This is a genomic window from Paenarthrobacter sp. 10N417, from assembly GCF_056394745.1.
Map to the genome: position 1 here is coordinate 29,585 of NZ_JBFTIL010000006.1, position 23,254 is coordinate 52,838.

The following is a 23,254-nucleotide window of genomic DNA, read 5'->3' on the forward strand; positions in this document are numbered from 1 at the left end:
GAGAATAAACGCACGACGGCGACCCTCCGCTCCCGCGCTGGCGGCCACCCGGCGTCGAAATGTTGTAGTCAGGCGAAGAGCGTTTAGCACTGTTGTCCGGACCCACGGTGAAGTAAGTTGCTGGCATGGAGGACACATACCAAGTCATCGTTGTGGGTGCCGGATTTGCAGGTGTTGCGGCAGCCAAAAAACTAGGCCGGAAGGGCGTACGCGTCCTGCTGATTGACTCGAATAACTACCATCAGTTCCAACCGCTCCTTTATCAATTGGCTACATCCCAGATTGGGGTTTCAGCCATTACGCGCCCACTGCGCTCCGTTTTCCGCCGCTACAAGACCGTCAAAGTCCTGACTGCGAGCATTGCCTCTATTGATGCTGCGCAACGGTCAGTCACCACAGCCGATGGCGTGACTTTGCGGGCGGAGATCCTGGTTATTGCGGTAGGTGCCGTTCCCAATTTCTTCAACACGCCCGGCGCCGAGCAACATGCTTTCCCGCTGTACTCCGTTACGGACGCCACCAGGCTGGGTACGGCCATTACACGGCTACTTGATCAGGCCGACCGAAGCACTGAGAGTCTTGTGGATGTCGTAGTGGTCGGAGGAGGTCCGACTGGCGTGGAAACTGCCGGGGCCATGGCGGAAAACGTGAAATATATGGTCCGCAAATACTTCTCTCCTGAGCTCGCTGCGCGCTGCCGCGTGCACCTGGTGGACATGGTTCCGAGTGTGTTGAACATGTTTTCCACGAAGTCCCAGCGCTACGCCACCGAACGTCTTCAGAAGGTGGGCGTCCAGTTGCACATGGGGGTGGGCGTTACCGAGGTGCGAAGCGGTGGTGTGGCTTTGGCAGATGGAAGCTTCGTCCCCGCGCAGATCGTTGCATGGGCAGGCGGGTTGAAAGCCGGGGACCTCATCGCCAATTCCGGGCTGACGCAGGGGAAAGGTGGACGTGTCGATGTTCGCCCAGACCTGACTGCCCCGGACGTGGATGGCGTGTACGTGATTGGGGATGCAGCGAACATCACCGATTCCACGGGCGCAAAGTTGCCCCAGCTCGGCTCCGTGGCCCAACAGGCCGGAAAATGGGCAGCCAGCAACATCCTCGCCGACCTTACTGGGGGTAGCCGTACTCCCTTCCACTACGTCGACAAAGGCTATATGGCCATGGTTGGACGTGGTGCTGCTGTGGCGGAACTTGGCCGCAAGCGAATCCAGTTGCAGGGCCTTTTCGCTTTCTTGTCCTGGCTCCTGGTTCACTTGGCCCTGTTGTCCGGGGTACAGCAGAAGGTCCGTGCCCTGTTTTCCTGGCTCAACGGGTACCTCCTGCACAGCCCCGCGCAGGTTGTGGTCAGCGGTCCAACCGAGAAGGAGCTCGCTGGCGTAAGTCGTCCCGAGGTACCTCCGGCCACAACCCGGCCAAGTCTGGAAAAGGAATAGGCTCAGCCGGGGATGTAACGGGACTTGTGAATGTGATGGGCCACTAAGCCCCACGCCATCAGAAGGAAGCCGCAGTATCCCAAGGGGGACGGACTAATCGGTATGGCCAACAGCATCAGCAGCACGCCAAGTGCTACTCCAAAGACGTGGCGGGCCTGGGGTTCATAAGGGCGGCGCGCGGGGATTCCTGTTTCCAGTTGACGGGCCAAGTCCGGGTCCTGGATGAAAAGTTCCCGTTCGAGTTGCTGCAGCACCCTGCGCTCCCTTTCGTTTAGATGCATGGTTGTCCCTCCCATGTAGCGCTAAGGCTCCTCGGTGCGATCGGTGAGCCAGCCGGTTCCTTCCAGGAAATCCAGCGGCACAACAAGCTAAGCATGCTTACTAAATGCTCCGCAAGGAAAATTTTCCGAACGGTCATTCCGGCCAGCGTCGACTTTGAGGACTGACTACGATGGCAAGTAGGAACCCCACTCAAGGAGCACAATGTCACTGAAAGACCGCCTCAAAGCAGACGTCGTAGGGCACATGAAGGCGGGCAACAAGACAGCGCTCACCACTGTGCGGAACGTCCTGGGTGAGATCACCACCCGGGAGAAGTCGGGTAAAACACCCATCGAGTTGGACGACGCGCAGGTTACGTCACTGCTTCAAAAGGAAGCTGCCAAGCGTCGGGATACCGCACGCATCTACACCGAAGCCGGGGAAGCAGGCAGGGCAGCCGCGGAAGTTGCTGAGGCTGAAATCATCGAGGCGTACCTCCCCAAGCCGCTAAGCCGGGAAGAAGTGGAAGGCATCGTCGACGAAGCCATCGCGGCCTTGAAGGCCGAAGGGCAGGAACTCTCAATGCGTTCTATAGGCGCCGTCATGAAGCCGGTCACTGCCAAGGTTGCAGGACGCTTCGACGGCAAAACCGTCAGCGAGATTGTGCGAGGTCGCCTGAGCTAGGACGGGCGGCTGGCTCACCCTTAGCGAGTCAGCCGTTCCCAAGCAGCCATCGCAAAGTGTCGGCATTGCGCACGGCGTTACCACCGCCGTCGTTGTTGAAATAGGCGTACACGTCCTTGCCTGAGCCGTTCCACTCGCGGATCCGATCCGCCCACCAGCGAAGATCCTCCTCCGAATACGAGCCGCCATAGAGGTGCTCACGATCTGGTCCGTGAAGCCGGACGTAAACGAATGGCGCGGTGGCGCGGAGGATGCACGGCAGATGGGCACCGCTCATGATGCAGTAGGCGGCCTCGTGGCGTTCAAGTAATCCGTATACGTCAGGGTGGTCCCAGCTTTCGTGCCGGAACTCCACCGCCACGCGAATCCAGCGGGGTAGGGCTGCCAGGAAGTAGTCGAGGCGGGCATCATCACGGGCAAAATCAGGAGGAAGCTGGACAAGCAGCACGGCTCGTTTGTCACCCAGCTCGTGCCAGCAGCGGGTAATGCGTTCCACCCACACTTCAGGACTGTACAGCTTTTTCCCATGCGTGAGACCGCGAGGTGCCTTGACCGACATCGCAAATCCAGCAGGCAGGCGATCGTGCCAGCTTTTGAACGCGGTGTCCCGTGGCCAGCGGTAAAAACTTGCGTTGAGCTCAACCGTGTCAAAGCGCGCCACGTAATGCGCCAGGCGTTTGGCCGTGGGCAGGCCCGGTGGGTAGAGCACATTTTCCCAGTGGTCGTAGCTCCAGCCCGAGGTGCCGATGCGGATACTCATGCTCTGGATGGTAGTCCTCGTGAACGCGCTGGCCGGGTCATGTCATGCGTCGGGTCGGGCGCCAAGCACTACGTCGTAAGCCTCTACGCGGCGGTCCTTCACTGTGGTGGGCGACTCCAAATGGACGGCGCCCGAGGGAAGAATTCCTGCACCCCCGTACCTCTCCATCACTTGCCACTGCGCCACCACATCCTCGCCAGCGTGGTCGGCGGGAAGTTTGGGCCAGAATGTGAAGCCTCCCGAATCCAGCAGAGCCTGCTTGTTGTAAAGGACGCATCCCCCAAGCCAAGCCACCCTGTAGGGCACCCATTCGCCTGGAGTCAGGGAAAGATCAGCGCTGAGATGGCTCAGATTGGCGGCATTATGAAGGGGCCAGCGGCCAAAGCCTGGAGTGTTCGGTCGAACCAGCTCCGCCGTTACAGGACCCTCCCATCGCTCAAATGCGGCGGTCTCCTCGGGTCTCCTGTCATCCAGATACGAGAGCCCCTGCGGTGCCATGCCCACGAAACCGCAGCCGAGCTCATCCAATGCGTGGTTCAACCGCTCAAGCACTCCCGGTTCGAGCCACACGTCGTCGTCAAGAAACAGGCACCGATCCGCTGTGGACTGCTCCAGCAGAAACTGCCGATGCTCAGCCAGCCCGCGCCGTGGGATATGGCGGAGCAGTCTGACCGGCCGCCCCTGCGCCTGCAGCACACGAACCATTCCAGCAACGGCAGGATGTTCCCAGTCCGGAGTGTCGGCGGATTGGTCGCTGACCACCACGCTAAAGGAGGGTTCGGATTGTGCAGCCAACCCGGCAAGTGCAACTGCCACTTCGGCCGGGCGGTTGCAGGTAGGGATGAGCACGTCCACAGCCACCGTGTCGGGGGTGTCCAGAGGCCACGCCCAATGCTCGGATGATCTCCTGCTCACAGCACACCTCCTGCCGTCAGGATCGGCATGGATTACGAAGGGTATGCCCGTATCTGTACCCATCCGGGTGGGATCTATTCCTGGCCGGCGGCGCCAGTTACCACCTATTTACGATTGGATGGCGGCCCTGGCAATCAAAGCCTGGAGGTCTTCGGCAACCTTGGCTACTTCGCGTTGTCTGGTGTTCCGCGTCGACTTGGCTGCGTGGGGGGAGGGTCGCGTGGCGCGGGGAGAAATGCGTGTACGGGCTTCAGGACGGAACACGCCATCGCGTCCAATCCTTGGATCACGAACGGGTGCGTCGACGGTGACGCGGCCCTGGAGGGGGTCGTGGAAGAGTGGGAGGTTCATGGTCCATTCCGGGTGACAGGATGTGAACCTTGATCCTGACACATGCCCGAGCGCCGCGAAATGGACGGTTGCCTATCTGCGCTTCGGAAGACTGTGCACATGTCCATGCTGGCGTCATTCAGCCTATGGCCCGACTAATGGTCGCTATTACAACCACTGAGGCCGATAATGCCATGAGCATTATTCGCTCACTTTGACGAAGCCCGGACTGGAACTTAGCCCCACAGCGCCTTCTTCAATAGCGCCCTGAGTTGAGCGTTTTCCTCTTCGCTTAACGGGGCGAGCTGGGTTTGCTCGCATACTTCCAGGGCGGCGCGGGCCTTCGTGTGAATGCGACGGCCCTCGGCTGTGGAGACGATGATCTTGGCGCGCCTGTCTTGTTTTCCCTGCGCGCGCTCAACCAGGCCCCGGTGCTCCAGATCGTCCACGAGGCTCACAACCTGACTGGGGTCGAGGCTGAGGAAATCGGCGAGTTCGCGCTGGGTCGGTTCGAGTCCGCTGCAGGCGAGCGTCAGTACTGAAAAGGACCTTTCCCGCAGTCCAAAGTCGCTGAGCGCACGGTTATTCAGGACTGACCCTGTGGCGTGGAGCTTGGCGAGCAGCAGGCCGACGTCGTTCCCAATTTTCGCGGCCGCGAGGCGCGGTGTTTCGACGTTGGTGCTTTGCGGGCCCATGACAACTCCAATAATAAATAAAAACAATCGTTGACTTTTTCAATGATCCGTAATCTCATTGATCATGACAAGGATCTCACGGGGTAGTGGGATCGGCCCCACCGGCTCCTGCCGGTCACTGCATGCGAAGGAGCACGCCATGAGCTTGAACGGCAAGGTTGCAATCGTCACGGGGAGCGGACAGGGTCTTGGACTCGCTTACGCACGGGAACTCGCCCGCCAGGGTGCCGCCGTCGTGGTCAATGACGTGAACGCTGAGACCGCCGCAGAAGCAGTGGCGCTGATTGAGGCCGACGGCGGCCGGGCCACCGCCGTCGTGGTTCCGGTGGGCACCACGGATGCTGCGAAGGCGCTGGTCGCTGGAGCTGTTGAGGCCTTTGGACGGCTGGACATCCTGGTCACCAACGCTGGCATCCTGCGGGACAAGAGCCTGTTGAAGATGACCGACGAGGACTTCGACCTGGTCATCAACGTCCACTTGAAGGGCACGTTCACGTGCGTGCGTGAGGCGTTCGCGTACTTCAAGGAAAACAACGTTTCGGGCCGCATCGTCACCATAGGTTCACCCACGGGCCAGCGTGGGAACTTCGGCCAGACCAACTACGCCGCGGCCAAGGCCGGGATCGTGGGGATGGTCCGGACGTGGGCCCTTGAAATGAAAAAGGCGGGAGTCACAGTGAACAGCGTGATCCCCGTGGCGGCGACTGCGATGACCAAGACGGTTCCCTACTTCCAGAAGGCCGTGGAGGCCGAGGAACGCGGCGAGGCCATGCCGTCCTTCTTCCGTCACGACCTCGGATTCGGCACCGCCGACGACGTCGCTGGGCTTATTGCCTTCCTCGCCTCGGACGAAGCTTCCGGGATTACCGGGCAGGCGATCGGCGCCGGCGGTGACCGGCTGCAGGTCTGGACGCACCCGACGGCGGCCAGCACCAAATACCGCGACGGCGGTTGGAGCTATGAAGCCCTCCGCGAAAACGCCGGGTCCCTCTTTCGAGCGGACGTCCTGCAGAGCTACGGTGAGGAATTCCTGCCGCTGCCTGAAGAACTCCGGCCCGAGCCTGCGGTTGTAACTGCTTAGGGCCCCGCTGATCATGGCCGACCGTTACGAACTTGGCATCGACGCATCCACGGTGGATGCGATCGACATGCACGTCCATGTGGAGGTGGACAGTTGCGGGCACGGATCCCTGCCGGACGCGCTGACTGAGGCGTCGGCGAAGTACTTCAAAGCGGAGGATCGAACACCGTCCCTGGACCGGATCGCGGAGGTGTACCGCGAACTGAACATGGCCGCCGTCGTCTTTACGGTCGACGCACGGACCCAGCTCAAGCATGAGCCCAACAGCATCCCGGAACTGATTGCCGGTGCTGCCCGGAACAATGATGTGCTGATTCCGTTCGGCAGCGTGGACCCCCGTACGGGGGAGGATGCGATCACCGGTGCGAAGCATCAGGCCATTGAGCTTGGCGCCCGCGGTTTCAAGTTCCACCCCTCGTTGCAGGGCTTCGATCCGTCCAGTGAACAGTTCTACCCTCTCTGGGAAACGCTCCAGGAACTTGGGCTGCCCTGTATTTTCCATACCGGGCAGAACGGCATGGGCGCGGGGCTCCCCGGCGGGTATGGCATCAAGTTGGCATTCTCGAATCCGCTGCTGCTCGACTCTGTGGCCGCGGACTTCCCTGGCCTGCCGATCATCATGGCCCACCCCTCGGTGCCGTGGCAGGAGGAGGCGAACTCGATTGCGACGCACAAGTCCAACGTGTTCATCGACCTTTCCGGGTGGTCGCCCAAATACTTCCCGGAGTCGCTGGTCCGGCTGTCCAATTCTGTGCTGCAGGACAAGGTGCTGTTCGGAACGGACTTCCCGCTGATCACCCCGCAAAAATGGCTCGGAGCGTTCGCCGACCTGCCACTGAAGGACGAAGTCCGGCCGAAGATCCTCAAGGGCAACGCCGTCCGGCTGCTCGGGCTGGGTGGCTGAGATGAGGGCGAGTGCTGTGGAACAGCGGCTCTACTCCGCAGCGGACTGGTATGACGCCGAGTCACTGTTGTCTGCTGACGAGCGTCAGGTGCTATCCCGGTTGCGGGACTTCCTGGACATCGAGGCCAAGCCCCTGCTGGCTGAGTATTGGGAACGGGGCGAGTTCCCGGAGCAGTTGGCGCAGCCCCTGATCGATCTGAACCTCATGGAACCTTTTGCGTCGCCTGCGCGTGGGATCTACCACGGCTTCCGGATCTTCGAGCTCGCACGTTCGGACGCTTCGTTGGCCACGTGGTACACGGCCCAGGCTGGGCTCTTCCGAACCGCGATCCAAGTGGGTGCCTCTGAGGAGCAGCAGCGCGAATGGCTACCCAAGGTCATCGAATTCTCGCTCAAAGGCGTGTTCTCCCTGACCGAACCGGACCACGGCTCGGACATCGCCGGCGGACTCTCCACTACAGCCCGTTTCGAAGCAGTCGCCGACGGCGGCGCTGGCCCCGATGGCGGAGCTGACGACGGCGGCTATTGGGTTCTGGACGGGGCCAAACGTTGGATCGGGGGAGCCTCCACAGCTGACGTGCTGTGCGTGTTCGCGCGCGATGTCAGGGATGGACAGATCAAGTCGTTCCTCGTGGACCGGGCCGCGCCAGGCGTCACCGTGGAGAAGATCCATGGCAAGACGGCGCTGAGAATGATGCAGAACGCACACATTACCCTCGAACGCGTGCGGGTTCCTGAGGCCACGCGCCTGCAGAACGTGAACTCGTTTAAGGACGTCGCCGCCATGCTCCGGGCTATGCGTTCGGATGTTGCATGGATCGCCACCGGCATCCAAGCCGGAGCGTTCGAAGCAGCGTTGGCCTACGTCAACGAACGTCAACAGTTCGGCCGTTCCCTAGGCTCGTTCCAGCTGATCCAGGAAAAGCTTGCCAGGATGCTGGGCAATATCACGGCGTCCATCTCGCTCGTAATCCGGTTGACCGAACAGCAAGCCCTCGGTATGTACAGGGACCAGGACTCGGCCTTGGCAAAGATGCAGACCAGCCTGATGATGCGCGAAACCGTCGCGTTGGCCCGCGAAGTGGTGGGCGGTAACGGCATCACGCTCGCCGCCGACGTCGCGCGTTTCCACGCCGATGCGGAAGCCGTCTATTCCTACGAGGGCACCCACGATATCAACGCCCTCATCGTCGGCCGCGCCCTTACCGGCGTCAGCGCCTTTACGCACTAACACACACCTCACCAAGGAGGCAACAATGCCCAATCTCGTCGTCGATTTCGAGACCCTGCTTACTATGTCGGGAAAGGATCTCGGCACTACCGATTACCGCGAGATCACCCAGCAGCAGATCAGCCTGTTCGCCGACGCCACCGACGATCAGCAGTGGATCCACGTCGATCCTGAGCGCGCCAAGGATGGCCCCTTCGGCGCCCCGATCGCCCATGGATTCCTCACTTTGTCCCTGATCATCCCGTTCTGGAGTGAGCTTTTCGACGTCGACGGCGTCACCACCAAAGTGAACTACGGCCTGGACAAGGTCCGCTTCACTTCACCGGTGAAGGTCGGCTCGAAGGTCCGCATGAACGGCAGCATCGGCGAGGTCACCGAAGTCAAGGGCGGCGCCCAGATCAAAGTCAACGCCACCATCGAGATCGAAGGCCAGGAACGCCCCGCCGTCGTAGCCGAATTCCTGGCCCGCTTCTACAAGTAAACCCCTTTCAATAGACCCACCCCTCCTCTCCCAAGGAACAGCCATGTCAGGACACACTGCACTCGCCACTCCGAGCACGGCCGCGAAGCGCAAAGAAGCGCGTACGGTCATTTTGTCCAGCTATCTGGGCAGCACCATCGAGTTCTACGACTTCCTGCTGTACGCAACTGCCGCTGCGGTCGCTTTCCCCAAAGTCTTCTTCGCGGGCACTGATGAGTGGGTTGGCGTCGTAGCCGCCTACGCTACTTTCGCCGCCGGCTATGTTGCGCGGCCCCTGGGTGGCATCATCTTCGGACACTTCGGAGACCGGATCGGCCGGAAGGGAATGCTCATCGTCTCCATGGCGATGATGGGCATCGCCTCTACCCTGATCGGCCTGATCCCTGGCGCGAGCATCATAGGTCCGTGGGGAGCTGTGATCCTGGTGGTCCTGCGCGTGTGCCAAGGTATCGCCGTCGGCGGTGAATGGGGTGGGGCTGCGCTGATGGCGTTGGAACACTCCGACCCCAAGCGGCGCGGCTTCGCAGCATCGTTCGTCAACGCGGGCGCGCCAACAGGGGCGGTACTGGGCACTATGGTCATGGGTATCTTCTCGGCGCTTCCGCAGGATGCGTTCCTGGCATGGGGGTGGCGCGTGCCATTCCTGTTGTCCTTCGTGCTGCTGATCGTTGGCATGTTCGTGCGGCTGCGGGTCTCCGAGAGCCCCATCTTTGCTGAAGCCGTGGCCAAGGAGGGGGCCCAAAGCACCAAACGCAAGATCCCGTTGCTGGAAGTGCTGCGTCGCCCGAAGGCCCTCATCATGATCATGTTCGCAGGTGCCGCCGGCTTCGGCCTCCAAGTTGTGCTGCCTACCTTCTCGATCACATATGCAGTCTCCAAGGGCGCACCGCAGCAAGGCGTTCTTTATGCCTTCGCAGGAGCCTCCGCCATCTCCATCGTGTTTGTGCTCCTGGGCGGCAGAATGTCGGACCGCTTCGGGCGCAGGCCAATCATGGTCACAGGGTTGACACTCTTTATCCTCTACCTGTTCCCGATGTTCGGCATGCTCAGCTCCGGCAACATCGCCTTGATCTTCCTGGCTTTTACGGTGGCACTCATTCTGCACTCGTCCCTGTACGGGCCACTTGCAGCATTCGTCTCCGAGCAGTTCGGAACCACCAACAGATACACGGGTGCCGCCGTCGGCTACCAGTTGGCGACCTTGATCGGTGCGGGTTTCACCCCGGGCATCGTGGCTGGCCTTTACAAGGATTCTGCACAGAGCATTCTCCCCGTGGTGGTCTTCCTCTCCGTCATGTCGCTCGTCTCGATTGTGTTCATCCTGCTAACGCGGGAATCTAAGAACAACGACCTCACCTCGGTCAGTTAGGAGCACCGCACCATGGACAACAACGGAGTTGGATCCTGGCTGCACCGTCGCCGTGCCAAGTCGGGTCCCAAAACGGCCCTCGTTTCCGGGGATCGCATCCTGAGTTACACGGAGCTCGCCGACCGCACCGATTGCCTCGCCAACGCCCTGAACGAAAGAGGTGTGGTCATGGGCGACAGAGTGGCCTACCTCGGTGAGAACCATTCGTCGTTTGTTGAGACCTTCTTCGCTTGCGGGCTGCTCGGTGCGATTTTCGTCCCGCTGAACACCCGCCTCGCCGCCCCTGAGCTGCAGTTCCAACTTCAGGATTCAGGAGCACGGGTCCTGATCAGCGCCGGGGCGCTTGAAGCGGTGGCCGCTGCCTCGGTGGAGGACACTGCGGTGACACACCGGCTTGTAGTGCTGCCCGACGCCGGAACCCAAGCTGCCGCGGTCAAGCCGCCATCCGGCGTCGAAAGTTATGACGAGGTACTTTCAGCGGCAGCCGGGACTCTGCTTGATGTAGCCGTGAGCCTGGACGACCCGGCGATGATCCTCTACACCTCCGGAACCACGGGCAAGCCCAAAGGCGCACTCCTCACGCACGGAAACATCACATGGAACTGTTTCAACACCGTGGTGGACATGGACCTGAGCAAGAACGACGTCGCGCTGATGATTTCACCCCTGTTTCACGTTGCCTCCCTGGATATGGGCCTGCTGCCGATGCTGCTCAAAGGTGCCACAGTGGTGCTCGAAACCAAGTTCGATGCCGGCCGCGTCCTCAAACTGATCGGGCAGCACAAAGTCACCACGCTCAATGGCGTGCCCACCACGTTCCAGATGCTCTGCGACCATCCCGAATGGTCGACGGCGGACCTCACCTCCCTGGACAAGCTCACCTGTGGAGGGTCTGCTGTTCCACAGCGCGTGTTGGACGCGTATGAGGAGCGGGGCATTGGTTTCACGAGTTGCTACGGCATGACCGAGACTGCCCCAGGCGCCACGATGCTCCCAGCCTCGAGGTCCAAGGAGAAAGCCGGTTCCGCAGGCCTGCCGCACTTCTTCACCGACGTCCGGATTGCCGACCCGATAGGTGGGCTCGCTCTTCCCGGTGCAGTGGGGGAGATCCAGATTTCCGGGCCAAATGTCATCAAAGAGTATTGGAACAGGCCTGAAGCCACGGCTGATAGTTACTCTGATTCACTGTGGTTCCGTTCAGGGGACATGGGCTTCAAGGACGACGAAGGCTTCTTGTTCGTCTCGGACCGCATCAAGGACATGATCATTTCCGGGGGCGAGAACATCTATCCGGCCGAAGTGGAAGCCGTGATCGCGGAACTCCCGGAGGTGGGAAGTGTTGCGGTCATTGGGGTTGCCGACCCCAAATGGGGCGAGGTTCCCCGCGCCATCGTGACACTGCTGGAAGGTGCTTCCCTGACCGAGGAGCAGCTGCGCTCGCATCTTGAAGGACGGCTTGCCCGCTACAAGATCCCCAAGTCCGTGGTTTTCGTTGAGGAAATGCCCCGGACTGCCAGCGGGAAGATTCGCAAGGTGGAGCTCAAGAAGCAGTTCGCGTCCTGACCCCCGGTTCTTCTCTCACGTCCTGCGGTGTTTTGCCGGTTCTTCTCTCACGTCCCGCGGTATTTTGGCGGTTCTTCTCTCACGTCCTGCGGTGTTTTGCCGAACGTTCTCTCGCGTCCCGCGGTGTTTTGCCGAACGTTCTCTCACGTCCCGCCGCTGATCCATGGATGGGACTATTTTTGCTCCGGGATCCAATACGGCGCGTCTACGCCGGCGCCGGTGAGGTTATCGCAGCGAACAAGTTGCGTGCCGATCCGTTCGAGGAGGCAGTTGACGTAGATTGTGGGGGTTTTGTCCTCGGGGACGTCCGCGGTTGCCTGCCCTTGGGACAGAAAAACGAACGGGACAAAGAGTAGGGCGAGGCAAAGACGCCGGGCTGGGCTAGCAGGTTCACGCATGGCAAGAGTCCTTTGAGTGGTGCTTGTGGGTAACTCCACTCTGCGTCGTGCCCTCACACCGGGGCATCCGGACTTCACCCTTAAACTCACCGCAAATACCCTCGGATCTACCCCATGGGTCAGCAAGGTGCGAAGCTTGAACGGTGGCTACTAGGGCCAAATCCAACGGACCTGCTCTGGTGGGCCGGGAGGATGAACTGGCTGAACTCGAGGGCATGGTCGACGCCGTGCGCGCTGGAGCGTCCAGGACGTTTATCGTGTCCGGCGACGCGGGTGTAGGTAAGACAGCATTGGTAGGACAGATCTGTGCCACGGCTTCCCTGGATGTACTTGTTCTCAGTGGGGCAGCATTGCCGCTGACGACACTTAAAGTGCCATTTCAAGCCCTTCGTTCGGCCTTCCACGGTGCTGCCCAGCTGGGGACGCCAGTGCCCTTCAGCAGTAACGCAATGGTCGAAGCACGGGTGGACAGTCCGCTTTTCGTTGACGAGTGGCTGACCACGCTCAGCAGTTCCAGACCCGTGCTCCTGGTGATCGATGATCTTCAGTGGTCCGACCCACAAACACTGGATATCCTGATGTTCCTCATCGCGGGGCCCGCAGACCGTTCGTTGGGCATTGTGGCCACTGTCCGTTCGGACATCCCGACGGAAAACCAGCCTCTTGAGCGATGGATGACGGACATCCGCCGGCTGCCGAGCGTGGAACTCGTGACACTTCGGCCTCTGGACAGGCCGGCAACTGCTACCCAAATCTCCCGGCTGCTGGGTGTGCCTCCGCCCCAGTCCCTGGTTACGGATGTGTACGCACACTCCGCCGGAAACCCTTACTTCACCCGCCTCCTGATCGAGGGCATGAGAGCCAACGGCAGGCGGTTCGAGGACGGCTTTCCGCCGGATCTAAGGGGTGCCGTCCTCAGATCCTGGAAGGGCCTACCTAAAGCTGCGCAACAACTGACCCGGATTCTGGCTATTGCCGGACGATCGGTAGACGCTGCTGAACTACGCACGGTTGCCAGGGGAACTATCGCCCAGGAAACAGTTTTGCCTATGCTGCAGACAGCTGCGACCGCGGGGATCGTGGACCTGCTGCCAGACGGCACTTACTGGTTTCACCATCCACTCATCGCGGAGATGCTCGAGCAGGGCATGGACGGCGAGGAGAGGCGCTCTTGGCATTCAGCTTTTGCCGATGCTTATGAGAACTCCTTGTCATTGGGACTACAGCGTACTTCCGGGACGATCGCCTCCTTGGCCGAACACCACTACCACGCTGAACGATGGGCGTCCGCCTATCAATGGACTCTTCGTGCAGCCACGGAACATGTCCACCTCGGAAACTGGGGTGATGCCCTGCGAATGTTCCGTAGGGCAGTGGAGCTCACGGACAAAGCGGGCATGGTGCCGGAGATTCTCCGTGAACTTTGGGGCCAGGTGCGGAACGCCGCATTCCGTTCCGGTGACCAGACAGCTGAACTTGAGGCTTTGGAGTCGTTGATCTCGCTCACCGAACCCACGGCCGAACCCTTGGAAACGGCTGCTTGGCTGGTGAGGCGGATGCATCTGTCCATGTCAACAGGAAGGTCCTTCTTTGACGTGGCGGAGATGGAACGGGCCGTTCAGCTTTCGGCAGCTGATCCTCAAAGCTGGCAGTATGCGTTGGCTTTAGCAGAGCGTACGCACGCCGCACTCTGGCTTGATCGCGCTGGCGGAGCCGAAAGCGCGGCACAGGCGCTTACACTTGCCCGCCTGACGAAAAACCCCATAGCCATGTCCTACGCGCTGACAGCCGCCTCAATGGTGGAGCTCTTCGCCAAGCACCCGGAGGAGGCCTTCAACCTGGCCAAAACTGCAGCGGACGAGGCGCTCCTGGCCAGGGATTACTGGGGGTACCTCCATGCCGTTGCTTGGCTTGCCAACTCGCAGGAGAGCTGGATCAGCCAAGAGTACGCGGACGTTCTTCACATTGCCCGGGAGGAATTGGCCAGGCACGAGGCTCCCCACTCCTACATCTCCAAGATCGCAGCGGACGAAGCGGCCAGCTTCCTCGGCATCGGTTCTTGGCGCCAGGCCCAGGCAGCCTTGCGGATCGCCATCAGGCTGGACCCTGGCCCTATGGGGGATGTGAGCGCCCGATTGACGGCGGCACGGCTGGATGCCTTGCAAGGGCGGACGCAGGATGCTTTTGTCCATTTAGCCCGCGCTGAAGAAGTGAATGGCAACACTGAGGCCTATCTCAACCTCAACTTCGCCGCAATCCGTTCAGAGGTCAATGCTCTTGACGGCCAGCCGGCTGCTTCGCTTGAGGCCGCGATGACTGGCGCCCTGCGCCCAGGGCCGCCGCCTACCATGTGCGAATGGTTGCTGCCCCTGGCAGCCAGGGCACTTGCCGATCTCATGCAAAAGGCAAAAGACGAAGGAAAACCAACAGCTGGGTTGCTTTCCGAAATGGTCCAATTGGAGGAGCGGTTTCCTCATGTTTTCAACGAATCGGGAGAACAATCGGAGCTGTATCAACGCCAAGTATTTGCCTTCGAAAGCCTCTATGCCGCGGAACTTGGCCGTGCACGGGGAGATCACGCCAATGCCGATGCTTGGATTCACACTGCAGATGCCTGCAGGGACGCTTCCCTGGCTTGGGAACATGCCTATGCATGCCAACGCGCCGCCGAATCGCTCCTCCTGCAGGGCCACAGCGCCAAGGCCCAAGCCTCGCAGATCCTCCGCAGGGGACTTCAACTGGCGCGCGATCTTCAAGCCGTTCCCGTGCAGAGAGTTTTGGAGCAACTCGCTGACCAAGCCAAGATCTCGCTAACGCCCATCACACGGCCCAACCCTGAAGTCAGCAACCGCCATGGGTTGACGGCACGGGAGGCAACCATCCTCGACTATGTCGTCGCAGGCAGAACCTACAGGGAGATTGCTGAATCGTTGTTTATCAGCGAGAAAACGGTGAGTTCGCACATTTCCAGTCTCCTGCGGAAAACCGGCGCCTCCAATAAGTTTGATCTGGCACGGCGGGAGCGTAAGAAATCTGACGGATGACGTACGACGACGGCGCGTGGCTAGTGCCGCCGTCGAACCTCAATGGGAGTTCCATGAGAGAACATAGGCCGGAAAGGGCCGATATGTGAGAGAGCATGCCTCAAAATCGGCAGTTATGTGAGAGAACGTTGGGTTAAAAGGGTTGGTATGTGAGAGAGGGCTTGGGGCGACATAATCCGCCCCCGAACTAAATCCCGGTTAATTTTGTCCGTTGACCTGCATAAATACCGCGGAGAGCACTACGATGAGCAACGACTCATCACTGAGTTTGGTCTCATTGCATCATTCACACCTAACCCCGGGGGAACACCGTGAGTTACCAGCAACAGCCACAGCACACCCAGCCGTATGGCGCACAGGCCGGCGAACCGCCGCTGTGGGCTCCCTACTATGGCGCACCCATTGGCGCCGCTGTAAAGCGTTTCTTCAAGAAGTACACCGCCTTCACTGGCCGCGCGAGCCGCAGCGAATACTGGTGGGTGGCCCTCGCTTTGGGTGTCATCGGCCTCGTGCTTGAGTTCATTTTCCTTGGCCTGGGCACTGCTGGCGCAACCGTTTCAGCTGACGGAACATTAGTGCCTGGAGGTGGCTTTGTCGTGGGCATAATTTTGCTCGTCATTTTCGGCCTGGCAACGATCATTCCGTCCATTGCGCTGATCGTCCGCCGCCTGCACGATGGCAACTTCAGCGGCTGGCTCGCCCTCATCGGTCTGGTTCCCTTCGTGGGTGGACTGGGCCTGCTGGTACTGATGCTCCTCCCGTCCAACCCGGCCGGCCAGCGCTTCGACCAGCCCAGCGGTTTCTAGCAGTTCATGCACCCATAAGCACCATCTAAAAGGGGCGGCACGCCAAGTGCCGCCCCTTTTCATTCCCCAACGCAGAGGCCCCCAACGAGGAGTTCCCATGTCCACGAACACAACTCCGAAAAACATCAGACGTTGCGCCGTCATAGGCGGCGGGATTATCGGCGTGGCTGTGGCCCGGGAACTGGCCAAGAAACTCGACGGCGTCCAGGTCACGGTTTACGAGAAGGAAGACCAGCTCGGCAAGCACCAGACCGGCCACAACTCTGGTGTAGTCCATGCGGGCCTGTACTACGAGCCTGGCGGGCTGAAGGCAACGCTCTGCCGCCGGGGAGTTGCCCTGCTTCAGGAATTCTGCGCCGCCAAGGATCTGCCGTACGAGGCCTGCGGGAAGGTGGTGATCGCGCAGACCGCCGAAGAATCGAAACGACTGGAGAACATCTTCGCGCGGGCAACGGCCAATGGAGTGCCGGGCGCACGCATGCTGCGCGGTGATCAAATACGGGAGGTGGAGCCGAACGCCGTCGGGCTTTCTGCCTTGCACTCGCCGGAAACAGCGATCGTGGACTACAGGGCCATCACCAATGCGCTCGCCGACGACGTTCGTGACGCAGGCGGGCAGATCCGGCTTGGGCAGGAAGTCACCTCGCTGGAACAGCAGGGGAGCGGCGCCGTGGTCCACACGAAGGCTGGAGGCGAACACTACGATCTCGTGGTGGCCTGCGCCGGGCTTCAATCGGACCGGTTGGCGAAAGCGACCGGGGAGTCCGCAACGCCGCGAATCGTTCCGTTCTTTGGGCAATACTTCCTCCTCGGGAAGGAAACCCGCGCACAAGTGAGGGGCTTGATTTATCCTGTGCCGGACCCCAAGCATCCCTTCCTTGGCGTGCACCTGACCAAAAGGATCGACGGCGAAATGATGCTGGGCCCCAACGCATTCATCTCCTTCGGACGCGAGGCCTATTCCTGGAAGGACTTCGATGTGCGCGACGTCCTGAATTACACCCTGTTTCCGGGCTTCTGGAATTTTGCCCGCCAGAATGTACCGTCGGCGGTCCGCGAATTCCAGACCGTCGTCAGTAAGAAGAAGTTCATCAAGGAGGCCGTACGCTTTGTTCCCTCATTGGAGGGTGCCACTATTTTTCCCGGGACGCGCGGTGTCCGTGCCCAAGCCATGAACGCTGACGGTTCACTGGTGGATGATTTTGTGATTTCACGACGCAGGGACACGGTTTTGGTGCGGAATGCACCGTCGCCGGGGGCTACGTCGTCGATGGCGATTGCGGAGTACATCGTGCAGCAGGCTTTGCAGGACTAAGCCCCAACGGGGAAGTTAACAAGCCCGTGACGCCGCAGAAACCAGCCCCACATGACGGCTGGATACCTTTGCCACATGAAAGCATCCTGGTTGGTTCAACAAAGCGCGAAGATCGGCTCCAAGATCGGCCAATGGATTGGGGCCGCATACGTCCTGGATTGTGTGGAACCGGCAAACGATCACGGTGGCCAAGGGGGTCACGGGCGGCCCGCCGATTGGACGTGGCTTCCGGCGCTTAGCGGGGTTACGGTCGCCAGTGCGCAGGCAATTCAATCCCATTCGGGAATGAGCCGCCGTAACCCCTAAAGGTTGGCTTGAAAGCTGCTGAATGTTGTTTTGGGCACACTTTTCGTCTAACGCGGATGCTATGCCCTAAACTGCTTCACTGAGGTGCCTGAAATGGCACTATGCAGCAACGAAAGCGAACCCAATGGCTACTGATTACGACGCGCCCCGCAAGACAGAAGAAGAGACTCCCGCGGACTCGCTTGAGGCTCTTCAGGCGTCCCGCGGCACCGGTGCCCAGACTGCAGTCATCGACATCGACGAAAACGACACCGCGGAAGGCATCGACCTCCCGGGCGCCGATCTTTCCGGTGAAGAACTGACCGTTGTGGTGGTACCAGAACAGTCTGACGAATTCACGTGTTCTTCCTGCTTCCTGGTCCGCCACAGGTCCCAGGTTGCCTTGGAAAAGAACGGCCTTAAGTACTGCAAGGACTGCGAAGGCTAACCCCCAGGCATCGCAAAACGTTCAAGCCCCGTCAGGCCAATGAATGGTCGGATGGGGCTTTTGCGTGTCCGCGACTCTTTGTAACGCCCGGGTATCGTTATCTTCGGTTACGAACCTAGGCATGAAGACCCTCAATGGGGTCCCTGAATCGGCCTAATTGTCCCCTTCCATGACTCTCCTGTGACCACCCCTGAGTCGTTTTAACGGTTGTGCGCCGAAGCGGCCACAACCCATCCAAACCATCCAAGGCGCTCCTACTGTTGAAGTATCAACTTCGCCTGAAGGGGGCACAAAAAATGAGGAAATTTGGAGCGGGTTTGGCAGCAGTCCTTGCGGCTGCCGGACTCGGTCTGGTGGCACCGGGGCCAGCCTCGGCATCACCATATTGCGGGATCATGTGGGGGTCGCTGGCCAAGGCCGACCCCGATATGAGCGCCGCCAACGTCACCAACGTCCGCACGGGCCAGCAGCCCTGCTACGACCGCTTGGTGATTGACATGACCGGCAAGGTGGCCGGCTATTCAGTGCAGTATGTCCCGGTTGTGGTTCAGGATGCCACGGGCTATCCAATCCCCGTGCTCGGTGATGCTGACCTGCAGGTTGTTGTGACAGCGCCTTCATACAACCAGAACGGCCAACTGACGTACGATCCAGCTGCCAAGGCTGAGTTGTCCAACGTTTCCGGGTATGAGACGTTCCGCCAGGTGGTTTACGCGGGCAGCTTCGAAGGCTACACGAGCATCGGTTTGGGTGTCCGTGCCCGGCTTCCGTTCCGCGTTTTCACTTTGGACGGGCCCGACGGCGGTTCGCGCCTTGTGGTGGACGTCGCCCATCGTTGGTAGGAAATCCGCCAAAACCTACGAAAGCTGCCAGTTCGCCCGGATCATTCCGGCGAACTGGCAGCTTTCCAGCGATTTCCCGGCAAGAGCTACTCGGGCACAACCAAGGCAGGGGTGTCCTTACGGATGGTTTCTCCGCGGAAGAAGCCGGGACGGACGCGGGACATGATCAGCATGAACACCGCACCCAGGGCAAGGATTCCGATGCCGAGCACGAACACGAGTCCCACTCCGAAGATCTCCGAGCCACTTCCAAACTCCGGGGCCCAGCTGTCCACCGCGGTCTGCAGGAAGACAACGAACAGGCCGACGCCGCCCAGCAGCGGGCAGAGGAGACGCAGGAAGAAGTTGCGGGCACTGGAGAACACGCTGTTCCGGAAGTACCAGACACACGCGATGGCCGTGAGCCCGTAGTAGAAGCAGATCATCAAGCCCAGTGCCAGGATGGTGTCGTTCAGGACGTTTTCACTGATCACGTGCATCACGGCGTAGAAGCCCGCGGACAGGACGCCGGCCGCGACGGTGGCGAAGCCCGGCGTCGAGAACTTCTTGCTCATGTGGGCGAAGCGCTCGGGCAGGGCGCCATAGTGTGCCATGGCCAGCAGGCTGCGCGATGGTGAAGTGAACGTGGACTGAAGTGATGCGGCCGAGCTCGAGAGGACTGCGAGGGACATGAGGATCGCGAACGGACCCATAACCGGTGAAGCGAGGGCTGTGAACACGTTGGCGCTGTTTTCCTCGTTGTTCAGGCCGACTCCCGTGTCCCCAACGCCTGCGAACATCATGGTGGCGATGGTGACAAGGAGGTAGATGCCCAGCACGATGACGGCGGTCAGCGTGCCTGCGAGGCCGGCGGTCTTCTTCCCGTTGGCGGTTTCCTCGTTCACTGTGAGGCAGACATCCCAGCCCCAGTAAACGAAGATCGACAGGGAGATGCCGGCCGCGATCTGGCCGAAGGTCTCGATCTTGGTGACGTCGAACCAGTCCCAGCTGAAGGGAACGGCAGTCTCGGAGGTGGACCAGTTGGCGAACGCCATGGCCACGAAGAGGCCCAGGACCAGCAACTGGAAGCCCACCAGCCCGTACTGGACGATCTTGGTGGTGTGCAGGCCGCGGTAGCTCACCCACACGGCCAACGCAACGAAGACGAAGCAGGTGGCAACGTTCAGCACCTTGTTCGAGGCAAGGTCCGCGAGTTCGGGGGAGCCCGTAACCTGTGCCAGGAAGAGGTAGAAGAAGTCCACTGCGACGCCTGCCAGGTTGGACAGGACGATGATGTTCGCCGCAAGCAGGCCCCAGCCACCCATCCAACCCACCCAGGGGCCGAAGGCTTTGGTCACCCACGTGAAGGTGGTGCCGCTGTCCGGGGAATCTGCGTTGAGTTCCCGGTATGCCAGTGACACCAGGATCATCGGAATGAACCCGATAAGGAAGATCACGGGCAGTTGCAGCCCTGCTTCGTTGACAGTCGGACCGAGCGCGCTGGTAAGCGTATACGCCGGGGCGATGGTTGAAATGCCAAGAACGACGACGGCGAGGAGCCCCAACTGCCCCGTCTTCAGTCCCTTGCCGCTGATCTCGTGCGACGTGCCGGCCGGGCTGCTGCCTGAGGCCGTGCTACGGATTGTCTGGCTCATGAAAGGCCCTTTCTAGATGGCCGTAGGCTGCTGCTGCGTAATGCAGTGGATACCGCCGCCCCGGGCAAAGAGTTCCCGCGCGTCAACACTGACTACGCGGCGTCCGGGGTAGGCGTCGGCGAGGATGCGGAGTGCTTTCTCGTCCATGGGGTCATTGAAACTGCATGCGATAACCCCTCCGTTGACCACGAGGTGGTTGATGTAGCTGTAGTCCACATATCCTTCGTCGTCGGTAAGGGTTTCCGGGGCGGGAACTTCGATGATGTTCCAGTCCCGGCCTGCTGCGTCATGGGTGGTGCGCAGGAAGTCGATGATTTCCCGGGAGACGTTGTAGTCCGGGTGTTCGGGGTTCTGCTGGGAGTGGACCAGCAGGGTTCCGGGGCTCGGGATCGCTGCCACGATGTCCACGTGGCCGCGGGTGCCGAATTTCTCGGAGTCGCGGGTGAGGCCTCGGGGCAGCCAGATCACATGGGTAGCGCCGATGGTGCGGGCCAGTTCCCCTTCGATGTCCGCCTTGGTCAGGCCCGGGTTGCGGCCTTGGTCAAGCTGGACGGTCTCCGTGACCAGGACGGTGCCTTCGCCGTCAACCTGGATGCCGCCACCCTCGTTGACGATGCCTGAGGGGATGTGGTGGGCATCGGCGCGAGCGCTGATCTCCGCTGCGATGAGGGAATCCTTGTCCCATGCAGCCCAATCCTGGCCGCCCCATCCGTTGAAGATCCAGTCCACGGCACCCAGCTGCTTGTTGGCATCAAGCACGAAGGACGGCCCGATGTCCCGCATCCAGGCATCGTTGAGTTCAGCGGTTAGTACCTCGACGCGAGGGTCCAGGTAACGCGCGGCGGTGTCGACGTCGTCGGGGTGTACCACCATGGTGACCGGCTCGAACTCAAGGATGGCGTTGGCAACGGCAGCCCACGTGGACCGCGCAGCGTGGGCCTCTTCCTCCGTGTCGCCCAAGGTGTAGCCACCAGTGGGGAAGGCCATCCAGACACGATCCTGGGGTGCGGTCTCGGACGGCATCCGCCAGGCGCTCATGCGGATACAGCCTGGTACGGCGTGGCTTCGGCCGTGGAGCCGAGCGGGGCGTTGGGGTTCACGGGTTCCGTGAGGCGGCCGTACGTGTCCGGGCGGCGGGTGGCCAGGAATGGGAAGAGAGTGAGCCAGTCCTTGCGCTGGTCCAGGTCGAGGTCGGCCACAAGGACGGCGGATTCGTCGCGGGGTGCCTGGACCAGGATGCGGCCGTAGGGATCGGAGATGAAGGATGAACCATAGAAGTTCAGGGTGCCCTCACTGCCGTAGCGGTTGGGGGCAATCATGAAGAGGCCGTTGGCGATGGCGTTGCCCACGATGACCTGCTGCCAGAGCGGTTGGGTGTCGAAGTCGGGGTGGTCCGGTTCGGAACCAATGGCAGTGGGGTAGACCAGGATTTCGGCCCCACCCAGGGAGTACATACGGGCCAGCTCCGGGAACCATTCATCCCAGCAGGTGGGCATGCCCAGGCGTGCGCCGCCGAGTTCGGCAGGAGCGTGGACGGCGTACGCATCTTCGGCGGGCGGGCCCTTACGGAAGAACTTGTCCTCGTAGTAGCCGGCTGTGACGGGGATGTGCAGCTTGTGGGTACGGGCCACGAGCTCGCCAGCGGGGGAGACGAGGATCGCGGTGTTCAGTCCCAAGCCGTCATCCGAGCCGTCTGGGTTTTCAGCACGCTGGTAGAGCGATGCGTGCACCGAGACGCCGTACGTCCTGGCAGCCGCTGCGGCGAACGTGAAAGTGGGGCCCGTCAGCAGGTCTTCGGTGATGTCTGAAGGGCGGATACCTGCGGCCGGGTTGTTCTCCGGCCGGGTATCTGCGGGGTAGCGGGAGAGCGTCAGTTCAGGCAGGAAAACAACACTGGCTCCCAGCTTGGCTGCGCGTTCGATTCCCTCGTTCAGTTCGGCATGCAGGACTGCTTCATCAGCGTGCCAGCGGTGCTGAACGACGCCGACCCGCAGCGGGGTGCGGGTGGACGGCTCGGTGCGGGCCAAGGAAGTCGGGGCTTCGAGGCGGGTAATTTCAATCATGGGGGCATGTACTCCGGTGAGACGACAGTCACTAAATGAATAGCGTTCATTTAGTATGGCGGTAGTCACGGCTGGATGCAAGGGGAAAAATGAATTCCCTTCATTTCCTGCCCTTAGGAGGCACCTATCGCTTCGGCCGCGCCCTGACATGCATGCGCTCGCCCTGCTGCCCAAAAAGGGTAAGGAGCTCCACGGGTTCCTTAGTGGCACTGGCGAACCAGTGCGGCGTCCGCGTATCAAACTCCGCCGCCTCACCTGCTTTGAGAATGAAGTCGTTCTCACCCAGGACAAGCCGAAGTTTGCCGTTGAGGATGTACATCCAGTCGTAGCCCTCATGCGATTGAGGATCGGGAACTTCCTTCGCAGTGCCGCCCGGCAGGACCATCTTGAACGCCTGAATGCCCCCGGCCCGTCGCGTCAGCGGCACGGCTGTGCCCCACTCGTGCACGTGCGGCTTGAGGTGAATCCGCGGATCACCGGTTTCCGGGGCGTCGATGAGTTCTTCGAGGGGGATTTGGTGAAGCCGTGCAATGGGCAGGAGTAGTTCGAGCGTGGGCTTCCGTTGCCCCGACTCCAACCTGGAGAGCGTGCTGACTGAAATGCCCGTGGCTGCCGAGGCCTCCGCCAGGGTCACATTGCGTTGGGTCCGTAGCGCTCGCAGGCGAGGGCCGACGGCGTCGAGCATTTTGCTGAAATCCGGCGTCAT

23 protein-coding genes are annotated in these 23,254 nt (G+C 60.9%); 13 read left to right on the forward strand and 10 right to left on the reverse strand.

Annotation, left to right across the window (positions count from 1 at the left end):
• The first annotated feature begins 125 nt into the window (after positions 1-125).
• On the forward strand, positions 126-1,439 hold the full coding sequence (locus tag AC1DCM_RS09060; protein ID WP_477518033.1) for an NAD(P)/FAD-dependent oxidoreductase: 1,314 nt from the start codon (positions 126-128) through the stop codon (positions 1,437-1,439).
• Positions 1,440-1,441: 2 nt separating this feature from the next.
• On the opposite strand, the gene AC1DCM_RS09065 is transcribed toward AC1DCM_RS09060, so the two are convergent.
• Positions 1,442-1,720 carry a DUF3040 domain-containing protein gene (locus AC1DCM_RS09065; protein ID WP_442006871.1) on the reverse strand — a complete coding sequence of 93 codons (279 nt, stop codon included), beginning with the start codon at positions 1,718-1,720 and terminating at the stop codon, positions 1,442-1,444.
• A gap of 202 nt (positions 1,721-1,922) precedes the next feature.
• Between AC1DCM_RS09065 and AC1DCM_RS09070 the strand changes: the two genes are divergently transcribed.
• Positions 1,923-2,384: a GatB/YqeY domain-containing protein gene (locus AC1DCM_RS09070; protein ID WP_442006872.1), complete on the forward strand. Its 462-nt coding sequence runs from the start codon at positions 1,923-1,925 to the stop codon at positions 2,382-2,384.
• A gap of 28 nt (positions 2,385-2,412) precedes the next feature.
• Here AC1DCM_RS09070 and AC1DCM_RS09075 read toward each other — a convergent pair whose 3' ends face one another.
• The 4 genes from AC1DCM_RS09075 to AC1DCM_RS09090 form a co-directional block, all read right to left on the reverse strand.
• Positions 2,413-3,144, reverse strand: a complete 732-nt coding sequence (locus AC1DCM_RS09075; protein ID WP_477518034.1) for a DUF72 domain-containing protein — start codon at positions 3,142-3,144, stop codon at positions 2,413-2,415.
• 42 nt (positions 3,145-3,186) lie between these two features.
• A complete protein-coding gene (locus tag AC1DCM_RS09080; protein ID WP_477518035.1) occupies positions 3,187-4,059 on the reverse strand; it encodes a glycosyltransferase family 2 protein in 873 nt (290 codons plus the stop codon).
• 108 nt (positions 4,060-4,167) lie between these two features.
• The gene (locus AC1DCM_RS09085; RefSeq protein ID WP_442019277.1) at positions 4,168-4,410 is read right to left on the reverse strand and encodes a hypothetical protein; all 243 of its coding nucleotides are present in this window, start codon (positions 4,408-4,410) and stop codon (positions 4,168-4,170) included.
• Between the two features lie 215 nt (positions 4,411-4,625).
• Positions 4,626-5,084 carry a MarR family winged helix-turn-helix transcriptional regulator gene (locus AC1DCM_RS09090; protein WP_442006876.1) on the reverse strand — a complete coding sequence of 153 codons (459 nt, stop codon included), beginning with the start codon at positions 5,082-5,084 and terminating at the stop codon, positions 4,626-4,628.
• Between the two features lie 139 nt (positions 5,085-5,223).
• On the opposite strand from AC1DCM_RS09090, the gene AC1DCM_RS09095 reads away from it, so the two are divergent.
• Genes AC1DCM_RS09095 through AC1DCM_RS09120 form a run of 6 tightly spaced genes read left to right on the forward strand, consistent with a single transcriptional unit; the run spans position 5,224 to position 11,713 of the window.
• Positions 5,224-6,165, forward strand: a complete 942-nt coding sequence (locus AC1DCM_RS09095) for an SDR family NAD(P)-dependent oxidoreductase (RefSeq protein WP_477518036.1) — start codon at positions 5,224-5,226, stop codon at positions 6,163-6,165.
• A gap of 13 nt (positions 6,166-6,178) precedes the next feature.
• Positions 6,179-7,069, forward strand: coding sequence for an amidohydrolase family protein (locus AC1DCM_RS09100; RefSeq protein WP_477518037.1), 891 nt, complete (start codon positions 6,179-6,181; stop codon positions 7,067-7,069).
• A gap of 1 nt (position 7,070) precedes the next feature.
• The gene (locus tag AC1DCM_RS09105) at positions 7,071-8,300 is read left to right on the forward strand and encodes an acyl-CoA dehydrogenase family protein (protein ID WP_477518038.1); all 1,230 of its coding nucleotides are present in this window, start codon (positions 7,071-7,073) and stop codon (positions 8,298-8,300) included.
• 25 nt (positions 8,301-8,325) lie between these two features.
• Positions 8,326-8,781 (forward strand): MaoC family dehydratase, encoded by a 456-nt coding sequence (locus tag AC1DCM_RS09110; RefSeq protein ID WP_477518039.1) that lies wholly within the window; start codon positions 8,326-8,328, stop codon positions 8,779-8,781.
• A gap of 43 nt (positions 8,782-8,824) precedes the next feature.
• Positions 8,825-10,150: an MFS transporter gene (locus AC1DCM_RS09115; RefSeq protein ID WP_442006881.1), complete on the forward strand. Its 1,326-nt coding sequence runs from the start codon at positions 8,825-8,827 to the stop codon at positions 10,148-10,150.
• A gap of 12 nt (positions 10,151-10,162) precedes the next feature.
• Complete coding sequence (locus AC1DCM_RS09120; RefSeq protein WP_477518040.1) at positions 10,163-11,713, forward strand: acyl-CoA synthetase; 1,551 nt, start codon at positions 10,163-10,165, stop codon at positions 11,711-11,713.
• A 173-nt stretch (positions 11,714-11,886) separates the two neighbouring features.
• Here the strand turns inward: AC1DCM_RS09120 and AC1DCM_RS09125 are convergent, their stop codons facing one another.
• Positions 11,887-12,111: a hypothetical protein gene (locus tag AC1DCM_RS09125; RefSeq protein ID WP_477518041.1), complete on the reverse strand. Its 225-nt coding sequence runs from the start codon at positions 12,109-12,111 to the stop codon at positions 11,887-11,889.
• A 143-nt stretch (positions 12,112-12,254) separates the two neighbouring features.
• Between AC1DCM_RS09125 and AC1DCM_RS09130 the strand changes: the two genes are divergently transcribed.
• The 5 genes from AC1DCM_RS09130 (at position 12,255) to AC1DCM_RS09150 (ending at position 18,851) form a co-directional block, all read left to right on the forward strand.
• Entirely contained in the window at positions 12,255-15,155 is a 2,901-nt protein-coding gene (locus AC1DCM_RS09130; RefSeq protein WP_477518042.1) for a helix-turn-helix transcriptional regulator, read from the forward strand.
• A 311-nt stretch (positions 15,156-15,466) separates the two neighbouring features.
• The gene (locus AC1DCM_RS09135) at positions 15,467-15,961 is read left to right on the forward strand and encodes a DUF805 domain-containing protein (protein WP_477518043.1); all 495 of its coding nucleotides are present in this window, start codon (positions 15,467-15,469) and stop codon (positions 15,959-15,961) included.
• A gap of 97 nt (positions 15,962-16,058) precedes the next feature.
• Positions 16,059-17,276, forward strand: coding sequence for an L-2-hydroxyglutarate oxidase (lhgO, locus tag AC1DCM_RS09140; RefSeq protein WP_477518044.1), 1,218 nt, complete (start codon positions 16,059-16,061; stop codon positions 17,274-17,276).
• 430 nt (positions 17,277-17,706) lie between these two features.
• Positions 17,707-18,009, forward strand: a complete 303-nt coding sequence (locus AC1DCM_RS09145) for a DUF4193 domain-containing protein (RefSeq protein ID WP_216926976.1) — start codon at positions 17,707-17,709, stop codon at positions 18,007-18,009.
• 296 nt (positions 18,010-18,305) lie between these two features.
• Complete coding sequence (locus AC1DCM_RS09150) at positions 18,306-18,851, forward strand: AMIN-like domain-containing (lipo)protein (protein WP_477518045.1); 546 nt, start codon at positions 18,306-18,308, stop codon at positions 18,849-18,851.
• An 86-nt stretch (positions 18,852-18,937) separates the two neighbouring features.
• On the opposite strand, the gene AC1DCM_RS09155 is transcribed toward AC1DCM_RS09150, so the two are convergent.
• The 4 genes from AC1DCM_RS09155 to AC1DCM_RS09170 form a co-directional block, all read right to left on the reverse strand.
• Positions 18,938-20,485, reverse strand: coding sequence for an APC family permease (locus tag AC1DCM_RS09155; protein WP_477518046.1), 1,548 nt, complete (start codon positions 20,483-20,485; stop codon positions 18,938-18,940).
• 12 nt (positions 20,486-20,497) lie between these two features.
• Complete coding sequence (locus tag AC1DCM_RS09160; RefSeq protein WP_477518047.1) at positions 20,498-21,523, reverse strand: agmatine deiminase family protein; 1,026 nt, start codon at positions 21,521-21,523, stop codon at positions 20,498-20,500.
• Positions 21,520-22,548: a nitrilase-related carbon-nitrogen hydrolase gene (locus AC1DCM_RS09165; protein WP_477518048.1), complete on the reverse strand. Its 1,029-nt coding sequence runs from the start codon at positions 22,546-22,548 to the stop codon at positions 21,520-21,522. The genes AC1DCM_RS09160 and AC1DCM_RS09165 overlap by 4 nt, the downstream gene beginning before the upstream one ends.
• 124 nt (positions 22,549-22,672) lie before the next feature.
• Positions 22,673-23,254, reverse strand: coding sequence for a helix-turn-helix domain-containing protein (locus AC1DCM_RS09170; protein ID WP_477518049.1), 582 nt, complete (start codon positions 23,252-23,254; stop codon positions 22,673-22,675).

Bases quoted from the DNA above. Each gene is read 5' to 3' on its own strand.
- AC1DCM_RS09060 (WP_477518033.1), top strand. From the start codon at position 126: ATGGAGGACACATACCAAGTCATCGTTGTGGGTGCCGGATTTGCAGGT.
- AC1DCM_RS09065 (WP_442006871.1), bottom strand. From the start codon at position 1,720: ATGCATCTAAACGAAAGGGAGCGCAGGGTGCTGCAGCAACTCGAACGG.
- AC1DCM_RS09070 (WP_442006872.1), top strand. From the start codon at position 1,923: ATGTCACTGAAAGACCGCCTCAAAGCAGACGTCGTAGGGCACATGAAG.
- AC1DCM_RS09075 (WP_477518034.1), bottom strand. From the start codon at position 3,144: ATGAGTATCCGCATCGGCACCTCGGGCTGGAGCTACGACCACTGGGAA.
- AC1DCM_RS09085 (WP_442019277.1), bottom strand. From the start codon at position 4,410: ATGAACCTCCCACTCTTCCACGACCCCCTCCAGGGCCGCGTCACCGTC.
- AC1DCM_RS09090 (WP_442006876.1), bottom strand. From the start codon at position 5,084: ATGGGCCCGCAAAGCACCAACGTCGAAACACCGCGCCTCGCGGCCGCG.
- AC1DCM_RS09095 (WP_477518036.1), top strand. From the start codon at position 5,224: ATGAGCTTGAACGGCAAGGTTGCAATCGTCACGGGGAGCGGACAGGGT.
- AC1DCM_RS09100 (WP_477518037.1), top strand. From the start codon at position 6,179: ATGGCCGACCGTTACGAACTTGGCATCGACGCATCCACGGTGGATGCG.
- AC1DCM_RS09105 (WP_477518038.1), top strand. From the start codon at position 7,071: ATGAGGGCGAGTGCTGTGGAACAGCGGCTCTACTCCGCAGCGGACTGG.
- AC1DCM_RS09110 (WP_477518039.1), top strand. From the start codon at position 8,326: ATGCCCAATCTCGTCGTCGATTTCGAGACCCTGCTTACTATGTCGGGA.
- AC1DCM_RS09115 (WP_442006881.1), top strand. From the start codon at position 8,825: ATGTCAGGACACACTGCACTCGCCACTCCGAGCACGGCCGCGAAGCGC.
- AC1DCM_RS09120 (WP_477518040.1), top strand. From the start codon at position 10,163: ATGGACAACAACGGAGTTGGATCCTGGCTGCACCGTCGCCGTGCCAAG.
- AC1DCM_RS09125 (WP_477518041.1), bottom strand. From the start codon at position 12,111: ATGCGTGAACCTGCTAGCCCAGCCCGGCGTCTTTGCCTCGCCCTACTC.
- lhgO (WP_477518044.1), top strand. From the start codon at position 16,059: ATGTCCACGAACACAACTCCGAAAAACATCAGACGTTGCGCCGTCATA.
- AC1DCM_RS09145 (WP_216926976.1), top strand. From the start codon at position 17,707: ATGGCTACTGATTACGACGCGCCCCGCAAGACAGAAGAAGAGACTCCC.
- AC1DCM_RS09150 (WP_477518045.1), top strand. From the start codon at position 18,306: ATGAGGAAATTTGGAGCGGGTTTGGCAGCAGTCCTTGCGGCTGCCGGA.
- AC1DCM_RS09155 (WP_477518046.1), bottom strand. From the start codon at position 20,485: ATGAGCCAGACAATCCGTAGCACGGCCTCAGGCAGCAGCCCGGCCGGC.
- AC1DCM_RS09160 (WP_477518047.1), bottom strand. From the start codon at position 21,523: ATGAGCGCCTGGCGGATGCCGTCCGAGACCGCACCCCAGGATCGTGTC.
- AC1DCM_RS09165 (WP_477518048.1), bottom strand. From the start codon at position 22,548: ATGATTGAAATTACCCGCCTCGAAGCCCCGACTTCCTTGGCCCGCACC.
- AC1DCM_RS09170 (WP_477518049.1), bottom strand. From the start codon at position 23,254: ATGACGCCGGATTTCAGCAAAATGCTCGACGCCGTCGGCCCTCGCCTG.